We start from the raw sequence: 20,919 nt of genomic DNA on the forward strand, positions 1-20,919 counted from the left end.
GCCCCGGCCCACGCGGCCCACTCTTGCCCAGCCCGACCCACTCGGCCCGCGCTCCTCCGGATCCGGCCCAGGCTCAGCCCGCCCGATCCGCCCTACTCCGCCGGCCCCGGCCCACGCGGCCCACTTCCGCCCAGCCCGACCCACTCGGCCCGCATTCCGCAGGATCCGGCGCGACCGATCCCACCACCTTCGCCCAGCCGAGCGTCAACCAACCAGCAGACCTATCACCGCGAGCAGGCCCGAAGCCGCCGCAGCCGCCGTCGCGAGCATCAGGCGCCGCCGCGACGCACCTGTCGTGGGCACCGACCGCGCGGCGAACCCCGACAACGGCACGAGCGCGGCAGCGAACACCCCGGCCGCGATCGTCAGCGGCGCCCTGTCGACGATCCCGCTGCGCAGCAACAGCACGGCCAGCACCGCCGCCGACAGGGACGTCCGCTGCCACGCCAAAGCAGTGCGCTCGGGCTGCAACCCAGGGGCAGCCTTCACTTTGGGTGCGCCAACACGAGAACCAGCACGACGGCACCCGCAAGCGCCGCGGACCAGCCGATCACGAAAGGCAGCCACGTCATCGGCAGTGGCCGCCCGTGCCGCATCGCGCGCTGGACGTGCGCCCAGCGGCGGTAGGCGAAGGCGGACAACAACGTTCCGGTGACCGCGAGCAGCGCTGCCAGCCCGGTGCGCAGGCCGGGGATGGCGAACGCGGGCACGAACTGGGCCAGCGCGACCGCGCCGGCGAGCAGCGCGAGACCTGTGCGCAGCCATGCCAGGAAGGTGCGCTCATTGGCCAGGGTGAACCGGTAGTCGGGTTCCTCCCCTTCCTCATACCAGTGCGGACGCCGGCCCGATTCATCGTGCATGACTCAGTACGGTAGCCGCCGCGAAGGCATCCGGCCGCGCCTGACCCTTCATAGCCCGTTTATGAATTACCCTCCACAATTTGTCACGGCACTATTCTTGTCGGCCATTCACGGTCACGGTACCTTTTTCGGCGGCCCGGTCGTATTTCTCGCCACGAGGCCGCTCATTCATTGATTTTTCCGTGAAGGGAATGGTGTTGTCCATGCCTGCTGCTCAGTTCGCGCGCCGCTTGGTCGCCGGTGGTTGCGCTGCCGCCGCGGCGATGAGTGCCGTCGCGCTCGGCACCGCGACCTCGTCGGCCGCCACCTGCTCCGACGTGGAGATCGTGTTCGCCAGGGGCTCGGGCGAACTGCCCGGCCTCGGGATCACCGGAGGCCCGTTCGCCGATGCCGTGAAGGCGGATCTGCCCGGGAAAACGGTGACTTCCTATGCCGTGGACTACGCCGCCGACCTGGCACAGACGAGCGCCGGCCCGGGAGCCACCGACATGACCCGCCACGTCACTTCGGTCGCGTCATCCTGTCCCGGCACGAAATTCGTGCTCGGCGGTTATTCGCAGGGCGCGAGCGTCACGGACATCTCCATCGGTATCCCGACCCTGCTGGGAACCGGCGAGACGATTCCGTCCGCGCTGGCGCCGAGAATAGCCGCTGTTGCCGTTTTCGGAAATCCGCTTCGACTGTTCGGCCAGAACATTCCGGCGAACAGCCCGACGTATGGCGGCCGGGCGATCGATCTGTGCAACGTCGGTGACCCCGTCTGCGCGAACGGCGTGAACGTGCTCGCCCACCTGACCTACGGCTTCGACGGCAGCGCCACGAACGCTGCCCGGTTCGCGGCCGACAAGGTGAACGCGTCGTCCTGACTCGCGCGAACCCGCCGTGAAAGGACGGGGCTCCGAGCCGGACCTGCCCTTCCGGCTCGGAGCCCCGTCTACGTCAGCACCCCGAACCAGATCGGGTTCCCGTGCGGCGACGTGACCGGCGCGTTTTCTGATTTGCGCAGCGTGCCAAGGCGAAAAGTCCCAGTGATCCGGCCTGCCGCCGGTTCAGACCCGGTCACCGGAGTACTCGTCAGCCAGATCGGGCAGACCTCGCGCACGCAACACGTTCACCAACGGTGGCACGCCGTCCCGGGCGACTTGTCCGGCGTAGAGCGCGGCAAGGCCACGCAACGCCAGTTCAAGGTCCAGGCGGAACCCCGGATCGTCCAGGCTTTCGCCGTACAGCCGGTGCAGCTCTTTCATCCGGTACCGCACGGTCTGCGGATGCAGCCGCAGGATCTCGGCCACCTCGGCGAGATTCCCGCGCGCCCGCAGCCACGCCAGCAACGTTTCCCACGAGCGGGCCCGCTTCTTGGGCTCCATCGTCTTCAGAGGCGCGAGCGTCCGGTCTCCCAACTGCCGGATCAGCCCCCGATTGCGCATCAACAGCAGCGCCCGCAGATGCTCGTCGCACCACACGACGTCGTCCGCGGCGACGAATCCGGCCTGCACGAGCTGCCCGACCTCCAGCGCCTGCTCGAGCGAACGCACCGCTTCGGTCGACGGCACCACCGGACCGACGACCGCGCGCGGCCCCTGGAAGCACCTCGCCCACGCCTGCCCGTCGGGATCGGGCACCAGCACTCGCGGCACTTCTCGCCGCAGATCGGCCAATGCGCCTGCCGGCAGTTCCGTCGGCTGCCCGGTGAGCACGACCATGCAGAGCGTCTCGGGCATCGGCCAGCCGACCTGCCGTGCCGTCCGCTGGGCGGCGCGACGTTCGCTCTCCTTCTCGGACAGCAACTGCTCGAGCAACCGGCGATGCCCGGCCGCGCTGGCGTCGATCTCGTCTTGCGCGGCGAGCGCGATGTCGCCGAGCCGCCACACCGCATCCCACTGAAGGTGCCCTTCGCGCGCGAGCACTTCCAGGTGCCGCCACAGAGCCCGCAGCACCGCCCGGGCGACGTCCGCGTGCTGGGCGTAGTAGCCGCGTCGCTCCTCGGTCCATTCGAAGCCTGTCGCGACCGCGGCGAGGTAGTCCGCCAGTACCCGCTCGGCCACGGGCCCCGGCACCGACCTGCCGACCGCGGCGAGCACGTCGTCGCGGATGAGGGCGGCCGTCGAACCGGAGATCACGACGGACTCAGTACGCCACACCGAGCAGTTTCAACGCGCGCAACGCGGCCTCGATCTCGAAGCGCGCGTTGGGGTCGCGCAGATCCTCGCCGAAGATCTCCTCGACCTGCCGCATCCGGTAACGCACCGTCCGCGGATGCACTTGCAGCTTCGACGCCGTCTCCTGCACGTTGCCCTGAGACTGGAGCCAGGCGAACAGCGTGCCCGCCAGCCGCGCCCGCTGCTTCGTGGGAAACGCGTTGAGCGGCGACAGTCGGCGCTTCGTGACTTGCTTCAGCAGTCCGGGATCCCCCAGCAGCCACAGGGTCGACCAGTGATCACCGCAGACCGTGACGGGCACATCCGGCAGTACCCCGTCACCGACCAGCCGCAAGGCTTGACGTGCCCACCGCAACGACGCGGCGGCATCGGCGATCGCCACCGTCGGCCCCACCGCGACGTGCGCGCCGTGGAACGCGGCGGACAGGCGCTGCAACCGTTCCGTGGTGACGGGCCCCGGAAGCAACAGGCACGGCTCCGGTTCACGGAGATCCGCCAGGATGTCCGCGCCCAGCATCGGATCCGCGCGCACGTGCCCACTCGGCTCGGCGTCGACGGCGACCAGCGCGCACTGTTCCGGCACGGTCCAGCCGACCGTGCGGGCCAACTCGGTGATGGCCGACTTGGCGACCGCGGGCCGTTTGAGGATCAGCTGCAGCAAACGCCGCCGCATCCCCCGCCCGGCATCCTTGGCGCGCGTCTGCGCCTCGCGGTAGCCCTTCACCGACAAGGCCGCCAGTTCATCGAGGAACACGAACAGCCGGTCCGCCAGCCAGGAAACGTCCACCGCCGACAGCGCGCGCTGCCGTTCCACCCTCGCGACCCGCCGCCAGGCGACCCGGCCTCCGATCCGCAACGCGGCGTGCAACTGGTCGAGCGTGCGGCCTGAATGCCCTTCGGCACGGCCGATGCTACGGAACGTGCGGTCGGCGTCCGTTCTGGCCAGGTGCGGGTACTCGAGCAGATCGACGAACAGCTTGACCCCGTATTCGACCCGATCACGCAGCACCGTGCTGTGGGCCTCGTCGAGCGGGCGGCCGTATTCGGGCACGCTGCGGCGGATCTCGCGCACGATCTCCTCGACGAGGCTGGGCAGCTCCGGCCGCAGCAGCATCGCCAGCCGCCGTCTTCGCTCCTCCATCACGGCCAGGCGCCCACCCTCCACGACCACATTTCCTGCGTGCATCACCATCTCCTGAACTCAGCGGACCAGGCGTCGCATCTTGTGGCCCTTCAGCGACTGTCTGCATCGGTGAAATCACCAGTCCCTTCCCTTACCGTTACCAAAGAGCAACACTGTCGGTATGTCCGTTGAAAACGGGATTTCCGTTGTCTCCACAGGTTTCGCGGTGAGCCTGCACGGCCGCGATCACGAGCTCGCCACCCTCGCCGACCTGGTTCGTCGTGCTCGCGAAGGCCGTGGTGGCACTGTCGAGATCCACGGCTCGACCGGCCTGGGCAAGACGGCGTTGCTCACCGCGGCCGAAGCCGCCGCCGAGGAGTTCGTGGTACTGCGTGTTCGAGGCGTGGCAACAGAGAAAGCGCTTTCCCTGGCGGGGCTGAACCAGCTGCTCAGGCCCGTCGCGCACCACGTCGCGCTGCTCCCGCAGCGACACGCCGTCGCGCTGGCCATCGTAGCCGGCTGTGACCTTGGTGACAGCGAGCCCCATTCCGCACCCCCGGACGAGTTCTCTCTCTGTTCGGCACTCACCTCCTTGCTAACCGAATTGGCCCGCGAAACACCCGTGTTGTGCCGCGCCGACGACCTGCACCTGATCGACGAAGAATCCCGGCGCGCCTTGCTGTTCGCCGCACGCCGGCTCGCCGCGGAGCCGATCGTGTTCCTGCTCGCGGACAGTTTCCCCGGACCCGCCGAATTCCCGCGCCTTGCACTGGACCCGCTCGACGACGACGCCAGCCGACGGGTGCTCGACCAGCAGGTGTCCGACGGCCTGCCCACGGACCTCGCCGAGGAACTGATCTCGCTGGCCTCGGGGAATCCCCGCGCCCTGACCGAACTCGCGACGTCGTTGACCCACGGCCAGCTCGCAGGAACCACACCGCCTCCGGTGGCACTCCCGCCGGACAGCCCACTCCGGGCGGAGTTCCGCGGCAGGTTCGACCGTCTGTCGCCCGACGCCCGCAAACTGGTGCGCATCGCTGCCGCCGACGAATGGCTCGACGTCGACACAGTGGTCCGGCTCGCCACCGAAACCGGCATCGCACTGACCGCCATCGAGGAAGCCACCGAATCCGGACTCCTCCTGGACCAGGGCGGACTCGTGGAAACCCCCAATCGTCTCGTCCGCTCCTCGGTCTACGCCGACATGCCGCTGGCCGACCGCCAGCAAGCCCACGAACTACTCGCGCGCATCCTCGACACCGAAGAGCGGCACCTGCGCGCACTCGCCCACCGTGCGGCCATTTCGCCTATTCCCAACGGCCAACTGGCCGACGAGCTCGAGCAATCCGCCGCGACCGCACGAAGATCGAGAGACTACAAATCCTCCGCTCGTGCCTGCCGGCAGGCCGCCGACCTCACCTCCGATCCGACTGTCAAGGCGATTCGCCTCCTTTCCGCGGCACGTGACTGCTGGCTCGCCGGTCGCACGCAGCGCAGTCGCGCGCTCCTGCACCGCCTCCGGCCGCTCACCTGTGACACCAGCGTCCGCGGGCTCGCCGATCTGCTCCAGGGCGAGATCGAACTCCGTGACGGCACTCCCGCCATCGGTCACCGTCTCCTCCTCGACGCCGCGCACGGGCTCACCGAGTCCCATCTGCCCTTGGCCGCCACCGCGTTGATGTATGCCGCGGAAGCCAGTTGCCTTGCCGGCAACGTCGACGGCTTCTTCCTCACCGCCCAGCGGGCGAGCGCACTGTCTTCTCCTGAAGAACCTCCCTTGCTGCAACTCGTCTACGACCATTTCGACGGGCTCTCGGCCGCGCTGAGCGGCCGCCACGACGAAGCCCGCGAACCTTTGCGCCGCGTCATCAAACTCGCCGAACTCCTGCCCGGCTGCGCGCCCAAAACCTGGGCCTCCGTCGCCGCTCTGGTGGTCGGCGATGACGTCCAAGCCCAGGAGCTGGCAACCCAGGCCGTGGACGCCGCACTCGGCGACGGAAACTCAGCACTGGCTCCGTGGGCTCTCGAATTCCTCGCCTACTCAGCATTACGACTGGACCAGTACAGTGCCGCGGCGACTGCCTCGGTAGAGGGCCTGCGCCTGTCCCAGGTCGCCGGACAGCACAACTGCGCGATCAATCACCTCACCATGCTCGCTCTGGCCGCCGCCCTGCTGGGCGACCGGGAAAAATCCTTGGCACGTTTGGAAAGCGCCGCCGAGGAAGCCGCAAAACGCGGCCTAAGCCGGCCGACCGCCTCGACAGCCTGGACGCTGGCCTGCCTCGACCTCGCCGACGACCGGCCCGCGGACGCGTTGACCCGGCTGCGCCCGGTCGTATCCGGTGCCGACAACTCCAACCCGTTCGTTCGCGTGATGGCCATCCCCGCGTTCATCGAAGCGGCGGTGCGCTGCGACGAGAACGCCGCCGCGACCGTCGCGCTGGAAACCTTCGACCGCTGGGCCTGCGGCACGATGAACACGGCCTATCTCGCCCTTTCCCAACGGTGCCAGGCTCTCGTGGCCGACGACGACGAGGCAGGCGAACGCTTCCGGGAAGCCTTGCGCCTGCACCGCGCCGGTGGCCGCCCGTTCGAGCTCGCCAAAACGGAACTGTTCTACGGTGAACGCCTCCGCCGGAGCCGTAAACCGCGCGCCGCGCGAACCCACCTGCGCCACGCGTGGAAGACGTTCCAGCGTTACGAGGCCAGCTATTGGGCGGACCGCGCCCGCGCGGAGCTGCGCGCGGCAGGCGAAGCCGTTGACCACACGGCTCCGGCATCGGTGGACCTGACCCCGCAGCAGGCTCAGATCTCCCGCCTCGTGGCGGCAGGAGCCACGAACCGGGAGGTCGCCGCGCAGCTGTTTCTCAGCCCCCGGACCGTCGAGCACCATCTCCGGAACATCTTCGCCAAACTGGGAATCCGGTCCAGGGTGGAACTCACGGCCTTCTTCCGCCAAGGCGACGAAGTCGCACAAGGATCGCTGAAGCGGGTGCAACAGCCCCACATTCAATAATCCATTGTGGACAATCGAGCCACGGGTCACGGCCCGGCGCGCGCCAGTTCAGGCTCATCAGGCCGCAGATCCTCGGCGTGCCAAGAGAAATCCCTCGACGCGTTGCGGCTCCTGGTACGGGCCTCGCTCCACGAAACCACGCTGAACACGACATCATCCATACGATCATCCCCCTGAGTCCACCGCCACGGATCGGGCGGTGTTTCCCACAGTAGCGGGTCCAGGGCGAAAATAAAATCTGTCTTTCGGCAGATGGTGTGGCGCCGGCCCGGCCGCTAGCGTGGGTCGTCACGACCGACCGAGGGGGTTCACATCCATGTCTTCGACCATCGACGACGCACGGCCGTTCCTGGGACACTGCGAACGAGCGGAAGGAGACGGCCATGTCGCTGTCCACCCGGACGATGACCGACGAGCAACGCAAATCGGTGGCGCTGGAGTATCTCAAAGCCTTCGACAACGGCGGAGTGACCAGTTCCGGTGGCGGAATACTGGAGCTGTTCGCCGAAGACGCGCAGGTGTACTTCCCGAAATGGGGCCTGGCCAACGGGAAGGCCGAGATCGGCAAGCTCTTCGGCGATGTCGGGGGAACGATCCGGTCGATCCGGCACGACTACGCGGGATTCAACTGGATCTTCTCCGGCGGCGACACCTTCGTCGCGGAGGGCACGAGCCACGGCGAGCACCGGGACGGCGGCTGGCGGGCCGGTGTCCCGGAATGGGGAGCGGGCCGTTGGTGCGATGTGTTCGAGGTCCGCGACTGGAAGATCCAGCGCGTGTTCATCTACCTGGATCCGGACTACGCCGGCAAGGACACCGCGCGCTATCCCTGGCTGGCAGGCTGATCCGGGCGGCGTTCCGTGCCGGACCAGCTGTTCCCCATTCGGGGCGACGTGGCGAAAAGGGCGCCCGGCGATCATTTCTCCAGGCATATGCGGGGAAAGTGTCAGCCAGGCTACCCGCCGGCAAGGCGCCGGTACTGGGCTTCGAGATAGCGCCGCTCCGGGACCGAAGGGGTTCGACGTGCCGCGCCGCGAAAGCACGCACAGGCCGCATCGAGGTCGCCGGCCATCTCGAGCAGATGGCCGCGGACGGCCTCGAGCCGGTGGTGCCCTGCCATCCTACTGTCGGCGGCGACCGAGTCGAGCAGCTCGAGTCCCGCACGCGGGCCTTCGACCATCGCCACGGCCACCGCACGATTGAGAGTGATCATCGGGTTGCCCGCGATCCTGTCGAGAATCCGGTACAGCACAAGGATCTGCGGCCAGTCCGTGTCCGCCATGCCGGACGCCTCGGCGTGCACGGCGGCGATCGCCGCCTGCAGCTGGTACTCCCCGAGTTCACCGTTCGCCAGCGATGCGGAGACCAGGCCGACGCCTTCCTCGATTTTCGCGCGCTCCCACAGGTTTCGGTCCTGTTCGGCGAGCGGGACGAGGAGGCCATGAGCATCCGTGCGCGCCGGGCTGCGCGCATCGGTCAACAGCATGAGGGCGAGCAGTCCCGCGACCTCACCAGGTCCAGGCAACAACGCATGCACGAGCCGCGTCAGCCTGATCGCTTCACGGGTCAGCTCGATGCGATACAGGTCAGCGCCGGACGTGGCGGCATAGCCCTCGTTGAAGATCAAGTAGAGGACATGGAGGACTGTCCGCAACCTCGGGGGCCGGTCTGCGACGGCGGGCATCCGGAAGGGGATCCCGGACTTCTTGATCCGTTGTTTCGCGCGGCTGATCCGCTGGGCCATCGTCGCTTCCGGCACCAGGAAGGCTCTGGCGATCTCGGCTGTCGTCAGCCCGCCGACCGCGCGCAGGGTAAGTGCGATCTGCGAGGCTGCCGACAACTCGGGATGACAGCACAGAAACAGCAATGTGAGAGTGTCGTCCTCGCCGGAAGGCTGTTCGTGTGGCGCGGGCTCCTCGACGGGTTCTCGCGCCGCGACTGTTTCTTCCCGGCGGCGGCGAGCGTCCTCACTGCGGGTCAGGTCGACGAGCCGGCGGGATGCGACCGTGATCAGCCAACCGCGCGGGTTGGCCGGGCAACCCGCGTCCGGCCATTGGACGGCAGCAGCGAGCATGGCCTCTTGCACGGCGTCCTCACAGGCGTCGAACCAGCCGTAGCGGCGGATGAGCGCGCCGAGGACCTGCGGCGCAGACTCGCGCAGCAGGTCCCCGATCCCGGCGGGGGTGTTCACATCTCCATTCCGGCGGAGAACATCACGGGCCGGACCTCGATGCCCATGCCGGGCACCGCGGCGTCGGGAATCATCGCGGCCAGTTCGAGGGCGCGTTCCCTGGTTTCGCAATCGACGAGGTAGTACCCGGCCAGGTACTCCTTCGTCTCGAGGAACGGGCCGTCGGTGACCACCGGCGCGCCATCGATCACCCTCACCACGGCACTGGTGGAGGGATCACCGAGCGCTTCGGTACTGATCATTTCCCCGGACTCACGGATCTCGGCGATGAAGGGCTCGTGGCCCTGCATCACGGCGTTGCGCTCCTCCTCGGTCAACGCGTCCCAGATCTTCGGGTTCATGTGCATGATCAACAGGTATTTCATGGCTTGCTCCTCGGTAGGCGGAGGCCCCGGTGTGTCCTCTCGCAGACAGGTCGGAGCGGCGGACACGATCTCGACATCCGCCGTCGAGTATTCGCCATCGAATCCGGCTGGGCGTGAAGACCGCGAGTACGGACATCGTCGACGACGATTCCCGCCGCGTACGGTCTTCGGCTCCGCCCCGGAGAGCTCAGACGTGGCCGGGTTTCAGCGGCGGCGCTTCTCGCGCAGCATCTGGAGGGCTTGGGTAACGCGGCGCTGCCGGGTTTCCGGCTTCTTCGCGTCGTCGATCCAGAGCGTGTACGCACGCTTGTGGCTGTAGGAAAGGCTCTCGAAGAAGCCCCGGGCCTCGGTGTCTCCGGCCAGGGCCGAGGCAAGATCCGCGGGGACCTCGACCTCACGCGGCTCGGTGTCCGGCCGGAGCTCGACGTCCACCTCATCGCCGGCCGAGATACCGGCGGCCTGACGATTCTCGGCACTGACCGGAAGGAGGAACTCACCACGCATTGAAGACACTGTGCTCCGGTAGCTGTGTCCGTTGATCGTCACCCGCACAGCGGGCCGGCGAGATCCCAGCGAGGCCACGACCTCGTCGGGCACCGGGATTCCGGTGGCGGTCTTCCCGTTCAGTCTGAGCTCGGCGCGGAACCTCATGGGTCACTCCTTGAAGAAGCCGGTCAGCACGGGCGCGAGCGGTCCTGGTTTGACCATGTGGTTCTGGCCTGGCAGCACCTCGAACCTGGCTTCCGGAACGACGGAAGCCACCGCTCGCACGCTCTGCTGCATCCAGTGCGGACTTTTGCCGCCGACCACCGCGAGGGTCGGTATGGAGACCTTGCCGAATTCCTCGGCGGGCAGGGGGTGGCCGTGCTGGTGGGAGGCCATGATTTCGAGATCGTACGGAATGGTGTGCGCGACGGCTTTGAGCTTGGACCAGGGAGCGACCAGCGGCATGATCGCGACGAAAAAGCCCGGAGCTCCGGTTGATTTCATGAACAGTTTGACGGCCTCGCCACGGCGGCCGGACTCGACAGCGGTGGCCACCCGCTCCGGATAGTCCTCGGGCACCGGGGCCCGGCTGTCATCGACGATGAAAGGGGGTTCGTACACGACGAGTTTCGTTATCCCGGAAAGGTTCTTGGCGGCTTCGAGAGCCAAGCCCGCGCCCGAGGACACGCCGTAGACGAAAGCGGAACCACCGGCTTCGGCCAGCACGGCTTGCAGGTCCTCGATCTCGCGATCCGGGGAATAGGGCAACGTGTTTTCGCTTCCGCCGCGACCTCGACGGTCGTACCTGAAGACGGTGAACTCCGTCTTGAGCTGCTCGGCGAGCGGGCCACTCGGGCCGAACGCCCGGTGGCACAGCGCGCCGTCGACCTGAATCAACGCCGGGCCCGAACCAGTCCGGTCGTAGGTGAGGGTGGTGCCGTCACAGGAAGTCACGGTGGCCATCGGCCTCTCCTTCCGGTAGCGGACGGGACAGTACTCTGCGGGTACTGGACCGTCTAGTACCCGAGGAGGTCGCGATGGTTGACGAATCGAACCGGTCTGCCCGCAAACGGCAGGCGATCGTCGACGCTGCGACCGGGATCTTCCTCGAGAAGGGGTACCAGGGAACCAGCATGGACGAGATCGCGGCGGCCGCCGCGGTGTCCAAACAGACCGTGTACAAGAACTTCGCGGACAAAGAGCGGCTGTTCCACGAGATCATCCTCGGCACTCTCGATGCCGCCGCGGAGCCGTTCGGGACCGAGATCCGGTCGCTGCTGGAGGCCACCGACCTCGAACCGGCACTGCGCGAGCTGGCACGCCGGTACCTCACGGTCGTACTGCAACCGCAGGTAATCCGGCTACGGCGATTGATCATCGGCGAATCCGGACGGCTGCCCGGGCTTGCCCGCACCTATTACGAGCGCGCACCGGAACGAACGTTGGCACGACTGGCCGAATGCTTCCGCGAACTGGCGGAGCGGGGACTGCTGGAGATCGAGGATCCGGCGCTGGCGGCCGAGCACTTCGCGTTCCTGATCCTCGGAAGGCCGTTGGACCGTGCGCTCTTCCATGGCCGGGAGCGACCTCCCGAGCCCGCGGAAGTGACTCGGTTCGCCGAGGCAGGGGTTCGCGTTTTCCTTGCCGCGTATGGCAGACGCTGACCGAACGGCACTCCGCACGTGCGGGATGGCGACAAGCGAGGGCACGGAGCGTGCGACGGTCCACGCTGGTGGCCGACTCCGGCAACGAACTTGCGGCAACGAACTTGCGGCAACGAGCTTTGGCAACAGCCGAGGACGATCGCGTGAGAGCCGGCGGCGGGTAGCTCGTCGCGGATGATCGTGGCACCCGCGGGAGCTCCCTGAACGACCAGGGCCGTTGCCGCTCGGCGGGCCGATGCGTCAGCGGCCGGTGAAGGTGGCTTTGCCTGGGCCGTCTTCCAAGAAGGATCGGACGGCAGAGCGGAGGTCCTCGGTGCGGTAGAGGTCCGCGGCGATGGTGGTGATGTGCGCGTTCGCTTCTGGGACGCCGCCGTGTTCGAAGTGGGCCAGTACCCGTTTCGTCGCGGCGTGGGCGCGGGTCGGGCCGGTGGCCAGTGTCGTCGCGAAGGCGCGGGCGGCTTCGTCGAAGCCTTCATCAGGGAGCACGCGGTTCACGACATTCCACCGCTCCAGGGTCGCTGCAGGATAACGGTCGCCGGTCATCACGAACTCCTTCGCCCGTCCGACACCGGCGCGCGCGGCCAGGCGCTGGGTGCCGCCCATCGTCGGGGTCAGGCCGACGACCTTCTCCACCAGCCCGAAGCTCGCCCGCTCGGCGGCGAGGATCAGGTCGCAGGCGACCGCGACCTCGAAGGCCCAGGTCAGGCACAAACTGTGCGCGGCGAAGACCGTCGGCACCTCCAGGGCGGCGATGCGGTCGGGCAGCGCCAGCATCCGGTCGAACAACTGCTTGGCCTGTTCGGGATTCTCCTGCGCGGCGAACTGGTGCACATCGACGCCACCACTGACCACCTTGCCCTCGGCGCGGATGAGCAGGGCACGGATGTCCTCGTGCAGGCCATCGAGGGCACTGTCGAGTTCCTGGTGCAGTTCAGGGGTGTACAGGTTGAGCGGGCCCGCGTCGATGGTCAGCACGGCAAGGCCGGTGGGCTCGATGTCCAGTTTCGTCACGCCCGCAGCGTAAGGGCCGCGCGCCCGATCTCGCAGTGGCACCGGCTACACCGTCCACAATGGACCTCAGTGACGCGACGTTCGCACAACCCGGCACCGAACCGCATCAGCGCCACTTCCACCGGAAAGCCACCGCGGCTACCGCGTACGCGACGCCCCACACCAGGAACCACAGGTCCCACAACGCGACGTGCCAGGTCAGGGCGTTGTAGTCGACTTCGCCGGGCGGGTCGGTCACGCCCGTGAGCACGAGGGCGCCGGTCACCACCAGCACTCCCCCGTAGACGATCAGGAGTGAACCGGCCAGGGTGGCCAGGACCAGCAGCCACCGGGGCCGTCCGTGGGTCACCGCGAGCCAGAAGCCCATCGCCGCGCCGATCAGCTTCAGCACGGTGGCACCGGCGCCGATCGCGAACGCGGCCGCGCCGCCGCGGCGGGCGAGGTCTTCGATCTGGCCGCCGACCGTGTCCAGCAACAGTTGCCCGCCGGCGGTCCAGTAAATACTGAGCAGCGCGTACGCCGAACCGAGCACCCCGGCCGCATAGGCCGCGACGACGCCGATCCGGTCCCTGGTCACCGGTGACCGCCGGTCGATACCACGAAGTGCCCCCATACTCCGAAGTTACCGAGGAACGGCCACGCACGGCCAGCGCCGCTCCCGACACCGACCGCGAGCGACACCGGCATTGGCGCCGGCATCGGCACTGGCGCTGGCGCTGGCACTGGCCCTGGCATCGGCATTGGCATTCGCGTCGGCATCGGCCCTGGCATCGGCATTGGCATTCGCGCCGGCACTGGCCTCTCGGCTGGGTGCGCCAGCGCCTGCCTGGGCGGACCGACCAGCGCCGCCCCATCGGCAATCCGTTCCGGGACCAGCCGCACCGGGCCTTCGGCGTGATGCACCAGCGGCGACTCCATCGGCCGGCGCAGCACCGGCTCCGCCGCGTGGCGCGCCCGCACCCGCCCCGACGAAACGATTGGCGCCACGACGCCGACAGCGGGCTGCTTGCCGATTAGCGCCGGGCCCTCGACATCGCACGCCAACGCCCATCCCATCGAGCCGCTCAGCGATAACCGGCGCACAGCCAAGCGCGCGCTAACCCGCGTCGGCTCCTCGGCGCGACGCGCCAACGTCCGGCTCGCCGAACCGACCGGGATCACCTCGGCGGTGCTCAGCTGCGGACGACCAAGACCGGTCCCTGCGCGTGGTGCACCAGCGCCTGGCCCGTCGAACCAAGCAGGAGCCCCGCGAAGCCGCCGCGGCCGCGGCTGCCGACGACGACCAGCTGCGCGGTCCGGCTCCACTCCAGCAACAGGTGCCGCGGCCGGTCGCGGACCGCGACGCGGTCGACGGTCACGTCCGGGTACTTGTCCTGCCACCCGGCCAGGCTTTCGGCCAGCACCTGCTTTTCGGCCTCCGCAACCGGTTCCCAGCCGAAGTACGGCTGCACGGCCCCGCCGTCGAAATCCGCGTCGCTCCAGGCGTGGGCCGCTATCAGGGGCACGCCCCGGTGCGCGGCCTCCTCGATGGCCATCCCGACTACCGCGTCCGACAGGGGCCCGCCGTCGATGCCGGCCACCACCGGGCCCGGGCGGCTTTCCCCGCGCACCACCGTGACCGGGCAGTACGCGTGCGCGGCGAGCATCGCGGGCAGTGAGCCGACCATCAACCCCGGGAACGCGCTCTGCCCTGTCATGCCCAGCACGAGCAGCTGCGCCCCGCGTGACTCCGCCAACAGCGCCTTCGCCGGGGCGGCGATCGAGACCTCGGTTTCCACCTCGGCACCGGGCACCCCGCCACCCGCCACGTTGGCAGCGAACACCTCGGCGCCGGGCACCCCGGCAGCGGGCGCCCCGGCAACGGCCACCTCCGCACCGGCCACGTCGGCACCGGACACCCCGACACCGGACACCCCGACACCGGCGACCCCGGCACCGGCCACCTCCGCACCGGCCACGTCGGCACCGGACACCACGGCACCGGGCACCTCGCCGCCCGGCGCCCCGGCCCCGGCGACCTCGGCGCCGAACACCTCGGCACGGGCCACCTGGGCACCGGGGACCTGGGCACCGGACACCCCGGCACCGGCCGCCCCAGCAGCAGCCACCTCGACAGCGGCTTCGGCCACGATGCGCCGACCCTCGGCCCGCAGCTTCACCAGGACACCGGCCGTATCCACGTATCCCTTGGTGAAATGGAACGCCGGCGGCTCGACCGCGTGCACGATGCGCAGCCGCGTGTGCCGCCACCGCGCCTCCCGCGCCGCCCACCGCACCGCGCGCAGCGACGCTTCGGATCCGTCCACGCCCACCACGACCGGGCCGACCGCGACTTCGCTCATCCCCCGAAACTACGAAACGAACCGCCGCCGCGACGCTGGCGTTCGTCCCCGACCGCGAGGGACTTTGGACCATCTCAGGCCGGCAGCTCCAGCGCGGCCGGCGCCCTGGCGAACCGGACGGCCGCCGCCAGCTCGCCTGCCCTGGTGATCGCGCTGTCGCCGGCGACCGAACCGGCGCCCGTCTCCAGTTGCTCGATCAGCCGCACGAGCGCGTCCCCCAGCCGTTCCACCGCGGCCCCGACCCCGCGCCGGCACGGGTCGTACTCCAGCGGCAGCGAATCCGGCCGCAGCGCCGCGGCCACCGCCGCCGCAAGCTGATCCGCCGCCTCCATCGCGAGTTCCGGTGTCTCGAACGCCACCTCCGTCATGGCTCTCCCCTCCTGCACACCGCTCGTACCGACCACAGAATTGCCCGGCGGGCCAAGCGGTCAAACCTTTGTCGGCAAACGCTTCCCCACCCCGGGTTAGGGTGGGTGGAAGCACGAATACGGAGGGTGAACATGGCACGGCTACTCGGTGGCGACTTCGACGGACCGGCACGGCTGCGGGAGCTCCTGGCAGGCGGAGACCCCGTGGTGGCCCCCGGCGCCTACGACGCGCTCAGCGCCCGGCTGATCGAGGACGCGGGCTTTCCCGCGGTCTACATGACCGGTTTCGGCGTCACCGCTTCGCTGCTCGGCCGCCCCGACGTCGGCCTGCTCACCATGACCGAGATGGTCGACGCGGCGCGCCGGATCGCGGCCGCGGTGGACCTGCCGGTGGTCGCCGACGCCGACACCGGCTACGGCAACGCGCTCAACGTGATCCGCACCGTGCGCGAGTACGAAACCGCCGGGGTCGCGGGAATCCACCTGGAGGACCAGGTTTCCCCGAAACGGTGCGGTCACATGGAAGGCAAGCAGGTCGTCACCGCCGACGCGATGGTCGACAAGGTGAAGGCGGCCGTGCGCGCCCGCCGCAACAACGACTTCGTGCTCATCGCGCGCACAGACGCCCGCGCCGTCGAGGGCATCGACGCGGCGATCGAGCGCGCGCACCGCTATCGCGAGGCGGGTGCGGACGCGTTGTTCGTCGAGGCGCTGCAGAGCGAGGAGGAGATCGAGCGGGTCGCGGCCGAGTTCGCCGGTTTCCCGTTGCTGTTCAACTGGGTCGAGGGCGGCAAGACCCCGCCGGTCGGCCTGGATCGCTTGCGGGAGCTGGGTTTCCGGCTCGTGATCTGCCCTATCTCGACACTGCTCGCGGCCACCGGGGCACTGCGGGAGACCCTCGGCCGGATCAAAAAGGACGGCACCCCGCTCAACGTCCTCGGCTCGCTGCCGGGGTTCGGCGAGTTCACCGAGTTCATCGGACTGCCCGAGGTCAACTCGATCGGCGATCGCTACCCGAATTCGTGACCGGCGTCAGTCCGAGTTCATCGGGCTGCCCGAGGTCAACTCGATCGGCGACCGCTACCCGAATTCGTGACCGGCGTCAGTCCAAGGCGTACAGGTCGTACTCGACCGCGTCCGCCGAACGGGCGGCGTAGGCCACGAAAACGGTGCGGTTGAGCCACGAATAGCGCGGGTCGCCGGTTTCGAGACGCACGCTCACGCGGAAGTAGTACTCCTCGGGGCCGACCTCGGCGCCGGCGATCACGCGCTCCAGCACCTCGGGCGGGCCGTGCCGGACTCCGTTGGTGGCCAGGTAAACCAGCGCGCCGTCGTCGGTTTCGGCGGTGTAGCGCGTGTCGATGAGCGCCGTCCCGTCGTCGTGCACGAGCTGCCAGTCCGCCCCGCCGGACAGGATCCGCCCGCGCAGCCGCCTGCCGTCGATAGTGCCGCCGACGATCGGGACGATCCGCCGCAGCCCCTGCGGCGTCTGCCCGAGCACGAGCATCGGATCGAGTTCGACGCGCACACGCGCGATACGGCTCAGCGTGAGTTCGGGCAGCTGCATCGGGGCCTCCTCGGGCCCCAGTCTGTCAGCCCACCGGCGCGCGCGGGACCGGGAACGCGTCCTCGGTCTCGGCCAGCCGGACCCGCACATGCGCCCACAGCGTCATCCGCTCGCCCTCGTTGCCGATACCCCAGTCCGTGGCACAGGATTCGAGCACGGACCTGCTGGTCCGCGACGCGCTCGGCGAGCAGGGCAGGGACAGGTGCGGAGCCGAGACGGCCACCCGCAGGGACGGTCTGTCGAAGGAGCGGATCAGGCACACCCCGGCCGGCAGGTTGCCGTATTCGCAGGCCAGCGTGCACAGCTCGTCGGCGACCAGCACGGAGTCGATCACATCGTCCTCGGCGCAGCCGGGCAGCAGTACCCGTGCCACGTCACGCACTTTTCCCAGATCCTGCAGGCCACTCAACGTGAGCCGTTCGATCCGTTCACCGTGTGCCGGCGCACCCATGCTGACGATCACCTCCGCTGGCAGCTCAACGCGAGTGACCGACCGTCTACCCCGCGCATGCCGATCGGAAACGTCGGGTGAACAGCGTCCGGATCGCAACCCACGCGCGTTTGCCCGCCGGAAGGTCACGACTACGCTGCAAGCACGCGGTCGGGTCCGCAGCCGCTGGGCCCGCTCGCCCGGCTGGTGCGCCACCGCCGGGCGAGGCTCGTCCTGGTCTGCTTCGGCCGCCGGAACAGGGAGGTCAGCACCGTCATGTCGCAGCCACCGGGCTCCCTGAAACTGGAGACCACCTGGCCTCAGGACGGCCTCGCGGTGGTCGTCGTGGGCGGTGACCTGGACATGCTGACCGCCCCGCGGCTGCGGGGTGTGCTGGACGAATTACTGGCGCGGTCACCGAAGGCGATAGTGGTCGATCTCACTTCCGTCGAGTTCCTCGGTTCGGCCGGGCTGGCCGCCCTGATGCGCGCGCACGAGCAGGCCGGTGACGTGCGGCTGCGGATAGTCGCCCCGGCCCGTGAGGTGCACCGCGCGTTCACGGTGACCGGGCTGGACGAGGTGCTCGCCCTGTACCCGACGCGGGAAGCGGCGCTGACCGCGGTATGAGGTAACGACCAAGGGCCACGCCCGATAACGGTGCATAGGCACCAGGTCGAGGTGATGCCCCGTGTCCGTTCACCCTCCAGCCGCGAGCATGCGGAACCGCCGTTGGTGGTGGCTGCTCTGCGCACTCGTCTTCGCCGTCACGGCGGGCCTGCAAGTGTTCCTCGCGGTCAGCACCGCGGCCTGGTGGGCCTGGGCGGTCGCGGTCTTCTTCGCGCTCATCGCGCTCGGCTGCGCGCTGGCCGCCGGCCGTAGCCTGTAGCGTCGCCCGGAAAATTCCGGACGGGGCTTTCAACAAATCGGTGCATCCGGCGCGTTATTCCCCACGCACAGTCACACCGTGAGAAGGGGGAGGCGTGCCTGAGCGCTTCGAGCAGTTCGTCGCCGGCCGGCTGGACCGGCTGCTGCGCTACGCGACCGCGCTGACCTGCGACCCGCATCTGGCCCAGGACGTCGTGCAGGAGGTGCTGCTGCGGGCGCAGGTCCGGTGGCCGCGGATCTCCTCGATGGACGCGCCGGAGAGCTATCTGCGCCGCATGGTCACCAACGAGTACCTGTCCTGGCGGCGCCGACGGGCCTCCAAGGTCATCGCCTCGACGCACGGAAAGCTGGACGAGCTCGGCGCGCCGACGGCCGACCACGCTCACCGCTATGCCGAGCGTGACGCGATGCGCCACCGGATAGCGCGGCTGCCGCGTAAACAACGGGCCGCGATCCTGTTGCGCTATTACGAGGACTGCACGGACGAACAGATCGGCGAGGTGCTGGGCTGCGCCACCGGCACCGTCCGCAGTCACATCTCCCGGGCGCTGAGCGCGTTGCGCGCCGACGAAGCCCGCATGTCCGTCACGGAGGCCCTGTCATGACCCGCGACACCGAAAGCCTCATCCGCCAGGCCTTCGAGGCCGAGGCCGACCGCGCCGTGGACGCACGCCTCGTGCTCGCGGAACTGGAACGCCGCAAGCCCCGCCGCAGGGGCGCGCTGATCGTCCTGACCGCGGCCGCCGTCGTGGTCGCCGTCGCGGCGGCCGTGGTGGTGCCGCAGTTGCTGCGCAACCCGGCGCTGCCGGTCGGGACCGCTCCGGTCGAGCAGAACATCCTCATCGCCGGGCTGGACGACAACGGCTTCACCGATTCGATCGTGCTCGCGCATCTCGGCAAGGACGGTTCGGGCTCGGCGGTCGCGTTGCCGCGTGACACCGAAGTCGACATCCCGGGGCAGGGCCCGGGCCGGCTCAATTCCGCGTACCGCGCGGGCGGCGCCGAGGCGCTGAAAACGACGGTGCAGAACCTGACCGGCGTCAAGATCGACCACTACGCGATGGTCGACATGGCCGGGGTCGCGAAGCTCAGTACCGCGGTCGGCGGAGTGCCGGTGTGCCTGCGGAACCCTTCTCACGACCCGTATTCCGGCGCGTCCCTGCCTGCCGGCAACCAGACGCTCTCGGGCGCGCAGGCGCTGTCCTTCCTGCGGCAGCGGTTCGGCCTGCCGAACGGAGACCTCGACCGCATCGCCCGGCTGCAGCTGTTCATGCGGTCGCTGGCGAAGCAGGCGCTCGGCAAACTCACCGACGGCGCCGTGATCGCCGCCGTCCGGGACAGCGTGCACACCGACGCGGGCTGGAATCCCCTGACCGCCGCAGGGATGCTGCGCGGCAACGTCAGCACGGCGACCATCCCCGTGGACTCGCCGGACAACGAGAACATGTTCACCGCCGAGCCCGCGAAGGTGCGGGAGTTCGTGCAGGACTTCACCGCCTCGCCGCCCCCGGCGGACGACGCGGGTTGCGTGAACTGAACAGGACCGGGCCCCACGGTGCGAAGCCGCGGGGCCCGGGTCTTTCAGCAGCGCACCAGCAGGCCGGTCAGGGCCGAGCAGGCGCGCGAGGCGGTGTCGTTCGTGGCGACGGGATCAGCCGGGGTGCTCTGCGTGCGTTGAACCGTTGTGGTGAACGGTCCCACAGCCAGCAGTCCTGGCACGACGGCGAACTTCACCGTGGCGCTCGCCCCCGAGGCGAGCGAAGGCAGACCGCACGTGACAGTGCGCGTGTTCGCCGGATGCGTGCAGTCCGTCGAACCCGCGTACACCAAGCCATTGGCGTACGTGCCGGAGAGCCGGATCTCGGTCGCGGCGGCCGGGCCCGTGTTGCTCACTGTCGCGGCGTACGTGATCTTCGTGCCCAGCAACCCGTTGACCGCGGAAGCGTCGAGCGACACCTTGATGTCGGCGGCCTGGGGAGCGCCGGTCACGGTGAGCGCCGGGCCGTCCAGAGTGTCGAAGGCGTAGTTGTCGCCCACGAGCTGGGTCTGCAGGGTCAGCGCGCCGGGATCGGCGGTGTCCTTGACCCGGAAGGTGAAGACGACGGTGCGGCTCTCTCCGGCGGGCAGGTCGCCGACGCCGCCGCGGTAGCTGCTGCCGAGCGCGCCACAGGGCGCGATCGTTCCGGTGCAGGACACCAGATCCGCGACGTCGACCAGCGACCGCTCCGCCCCGTACAGCGCGGCCTTGGCTCCGGTGACGGTGAAACTCTGCGAGTTGTGGATCTGCTCCGTCACGGTGAAGGTGCCACCCTGGGCGACGGTGGCGGGCGCGAGCTGGGCCGAACTGGTCGGCTCGTCCGCCGCGAGCGCGGGGGCCACGGGCAGGATCGCGCAGGTGGCGGCCGCCAGCACCGTGCACAGGGTTCTTCGTCTCGGATTCATGACCTTCCGT

The 20,919-nt window shown here is 69.1% G+C and carries 25 protein-coding genes; 9 read left to right on the forward strand and 16 right to left on the reverse strand.

The genetic code is table 11. The features are described 5' to 3' along the window. Positions 1–204: 204 nt before the first annotated feature. Positions 205–489, reverse strand: a complete 285-nt coding sequence (locus FPZ12_RS19145; RefSeq protein WP_144746862.1) for a DUF202 domain-containing protein — start codon at positions 487–489, stop codon at positions 205–207. Then, positions 486–860, reverse strand: a complete 375-nt coding sequence (locus FPZ12_RS19150) for a YidH family protein (protein ID WP_144746860.1) — start codon at positions 858–860, stop codon at positions 486–488. The genes FPZ12_RS19145 and FPZ12_RS19150 overlap by 4 nt, the downstream gene beginning before the upstream one ends. 203 nt (positions 861–1,063) lie before the next feature. On the opposite strand from FPZ12_RS19150, the gene FPZ12_RS19155 reads away from it, so the two are divergent. Beyond that, the gene (locus FPZ12_RS19155) at positions 1,064–1,726 is read left to right on the forward strand and encodes a cutinase family protein (protein ID WP_144746857.1); all 663 of its coding nucleotides are present in this window, start codon (positions 1,064–1,066) and stop codon (positions 1,724–1,726) included. A gap of 183 nt (positions 1,727–1,909) precedes the next feature. On the opposite strand, the gene FPZ12_RS19160 is transcribed toward FPZ12_RS19155, so the two are convergent. Further along, positions 1,910–2,980: a PucR family transcriptional regulator gene (locus tag FPZ12_RS19160; RefSeq protein WP_144746855.1), complete on the reverse strand. Its 1,071-nt coding sequence runs from the start codon at positions 2,978–2,980 to the stop codon at positions 1,910–1,912. A gap of 7 nt (positions 2,981–2,987) precedes the next feature. Continuing rightward, on the reverse strand, positions 2,988–4,205 hold the full coding sequence (locus FPZ12_RS19165) for a PucR family transcriptional regulator (RefSeq protein ID WP_166462822.1): 1,218 nt from the start codon (positions 4,203–4,205) through the stop codon (positions 2,988–2,990). A 163-nt stretch (positions 4,206–4,368) separates the two neighbouring features. Here FPZ12_RS19165 and FPZ12_RS19170 point away from each other — a divergent pair, with 163 nt between their 5' ends. After that, positions 4,369–7,158: an AAA family ATPase gene (locus tag FPZ12_RS19170; protein WP_166462823.1), complete on the forward strand. Its 2,790-nt coding sequence runs from the start codon at positions 4,369–4,371 to the stop codon at positions 7,156–7,158. 26 nt (positions 7,159–7,184) lie between these two features. Here FPZ12_RS19170 and FPZ12_RS46875 read toward each other — a convergent pair whose 3' ends face one another. Beyond that, entirely contained in the window at positions 7,185–7,319 is a 135-nt protein-coding gene (locus FPZ12_RS46875; protein ID WP_279537823.1) for a hypothetical protein, read from the reverse strand. Positions 7,320–7,541: 222 nt separating this feature from the next. Between FPZ12_RS46875 and FPZ12_RS19175 the strand changes: the two genes are divergently transcribed. After that, positions 7,542–8,003: a nuclear transport factor 2 family protein gene (locus tag FPZ12_RS19175; protein ID WP_144746849.1), complete on the forward strand. Its 462-nt coding sequence runs from the start codon at positions 7,542–7,544 to the stop codon at positions 8,001–8,003. A gap of 110 nt (positions 8,004–8,113) precedes the next feature. Here the strand turns inward: FPZ12_RS19175 and FPZ12_RS19180 are convergent, their stop codons facing one another. The 4 genes from FPZ12_RS19180 to FPZ12_RS19195 all read right to left on the reverse strand — a co-directional run bounded on the left by FPZ12_RS19180 (position 8,114) and on the right by FPZ12_RS19195 (position 11,163). Next, positions 8,114–9,349: an RNA polymerase sigma factor gene (locus FPZ12_RS19180; protein WP_144746847.1), complete on the reverse strand. Its 1,236-nt coding sequence runs from the start codon at positions 9,347–9,349 to the stop codon at positions 8,114–8,116. Continuing rightward, entirely contained in the window at positions 9,346–9,714 is a 369-nt protein-coding gene (locus FPZ12_RS19185; protein WP_144746845.1) for a YciI family protein, read from the reverse strand. The genes FPZ12_RS19180 and FPZ12_RS19185 overlap by 4 nt, the downstream gene beginning before the upstream one ends. A 204-nt stretch (positions 9,715–9,918) precedes the next feature. Then, complete coding sequence (locus FPZ12_RS19190; RefSeq protein ID WP_144746843.1) at positions 9,919–10,365, reverse strand: YdeI/OmpD-associated family protein; 447 nt, start codon at positions 10,363–10,365, stop codon at positions 9,919–9,921. A 3-nt stretch (positions 10,366–10,368) separates the two neighbouring features. Continuing rightward, the gene (locus FPZ12_RS19195; RefSeq protein ID WP_144746841.1) at positions 10,369–11,163 is read right to left on the reverse strand and encodes an alpha/beta fold hydrolase; all 795 of its coding nucleotides are present in this window, start codon (positions 11,161–11,163) and stop codon (positions 10,369–10,371) included. Positions 11,164–11,237: 74 nt separating this feature from the next. On the opposite strand from FPZ12_RS19195, the gene FPZ12_RS19200 reads away from it, so the two are divergent. Continuing rightward, positions 11,238–11,864 (forward strand): TetR/AcrR family transcriptional regulator, encoded by a 627-nt coding sequence (locus FPZ12_RS19200; protein WP_144746838.1) that lies wholly within the window; start codon positions 11,238–11,240, stop codon positions 11,862–11,864. Between the two features lie 240 nt (positions 11,865–12,104). Here FPZ12_RS19200 and FPZ12_RS19205 read toward each other — a convergent pair whose 3' ends face one another. From FPZ12_RS19205 to FPZ12_RS19225, 4 genes are all read right to left on the reverse strand, one after another. Further along, positions 12,105–12,875 (reverse strand): enoyl-CoA hydratase/isomerase family protein, encoded by a 771-nt coding sequence (locus FPZ12_RS19205; protein ID WP_144746836.1) that lies wholly within the window; start codon positions 12,873–12,875, stop codon positions 12,105–12,107. Positions 12,876–12,981: 106 nt separating this feature from the next. After that, positions 12,982–13,488 (reverse strand): DUF3995 domain-containing protein, encoded by a 507-nt coding sequence (locus FPZ12_RS19210; protein ID WP_144746834.1) that lies wholly within the window; start codon positions 13,486–13,488, stop codon positions 12,982–12,984. 559 nt (positions 13,489–14,047) lie between these two features. Further along, complete coding sequence (locus tag FPZ12_RS19220; RefSeq protein WP_150980409.1) at positions 14,048–15,217, reverse strand: universal stress protein; 1,170 nt, start codon at positions 15,215–15,217, stop codon at positions 14,048–14,050. A 74-nt stretch (positions 15,218–15,291) separates the two neighbouring features. Continuing rightward, positions 15,292–15,585, reverse strand: a complete 294-nt coding sequence (locus FPZ12_RS19225) for a hypothetical protein (RefSeq protein WP_144746830.1) — start codon at positions 15,583–15,585, stop codon at positions 15,292–15,294. Between the two features lie 132 nt (positions 15,586–15,717). On the opposite strand from FPZ12_RS19225, the gene FPZ12_RS19230 reads away from it, so the two are divergent. Then, positions 15,718–16,611 (forward strand): isocitrate lyase/PEP mutase family protein, encoded by an 894-nt coding sequence (locus tag FPZ12_RS19230; protein ID WP_144746828.1) that lies wholly within the window; start codon positions 15,718–15,720, stop codon positions 16,609–16,611. 76 nt (positions 16,612–16,687) lie between these two features. On the opposite strand, the gene FPZ12_RS19235 is transcribed toward FPZ12_RS19230, so the two are convergent. After that, positions 16,688–17,152: a DUF3237 domain-containing protein gene (locus tag FPZ12_RS19235; RefSeq protein ID WP_144746826.1), complete on the reverse strand. Its 465-nt coding sequence runs from the start codon at positions 17,150–17,152 to the stop codon at positions 16,688–16,690. Positions 17,153–17,177: 25 nt separating this feature from the next. Beyond that, positions 17,178–17,603, reverse strand: coding sequence for an ATP-binding protein (locus FPZ12_RS19240; protein WP_144746824.1), 426 nt, complete (start codon positions 17,601–17,603; stop codon positions 17,178–17,180). Between the two features lie 255 nt (positions 17,604–17,858). On the opposite strand from FPZ12_RS19240, the gene FPZ12_RS19245 reads away from it, so the two are divergent. From FPZ12_RS19245 to FPZ12_RS19255, 4 genes are all read left to right on the forward strand, one after another. Continuing rightward, entirely contained in the window at positions 17,859–18,209 is a 351-nt protein-coding gene (locus FPZ12_RS19245) for an STAS domain-containing protein (RefSeq protein WP_144746822.1), read from the forward strand. Positions 18,210–18,270: 61 nt separating this feature from the next. Continuing rightward, positions 18,271–18,468 carry a hypothetical protein gene (locus FPZ12_RS45650; protein ID WP_208025915.1) on the forward strand — a complete coding sequence of 66 codons (198 nt, stop codon included), beginning with the start codon at positions 18,271–18,273 and terminating at the stop codon, positions 18,466–18,468. A 94-nt stretch (positions 18,469–18,562) separates the two neighbouring features. Further along, positions 18,563–19,072 carry a SigE family RNA polymerase sigma factor gene (locus FPZ12_RS19250; protein WP_144746820.1) on the forward strand — a complete coding sequence of 170 codons (510 nt, stop codon included), beginning with the start codon at positions 18,563–18,565 and terminating at the stop codon, positions 19,070–19,072. Further along, the gene (locus tag FPZ12_RS19255) at positions 19,069–20,004 is read left to right on the forward strand and encodes an LCP family protein (RefSeq protein WP_144746818.1); all 936 of its coding nucleotides are present in this window, start codon (positions 19,069–19,071) and stop codon (positions 20,002–20,004) included. The genes FPZ12_RS19250 and FPZ12_RS19255 overlap by 4 nt, the downstream gene beginning before the upstream one ends. A 44-nt stretch (positions 20,005–20,048) precedes the next feature. Here the strand turns inward: FPZ12_RS19255 and FPZ12_RS19260 are convergent, their stop codons facing one another. Further along, positions 20,049–20,909, reverse strand: coding sequence for a CARDB domain-containing protein (locus FPZ12_RS19260; RefSeq protein WP_144746816.1), 861 nt, complete (start codon positions 20,907–20,909; stop codon positions 20,049–20,051). Positions 20,910–20,919: the final 10 nt, after the last annotated feature.

This window comes from Amycolatopsis acidicola (genome assembly GCF_007713735.2).
In the GTDB taxonomy this organism is placed as follows: domain Bacteria; phylum Actinomycetota; class Actinomycetes; order Mycobacteriales; family Pseudonocardiaceae; genus Amycolatopsis_E; species Amycolatopsis_E acidicola.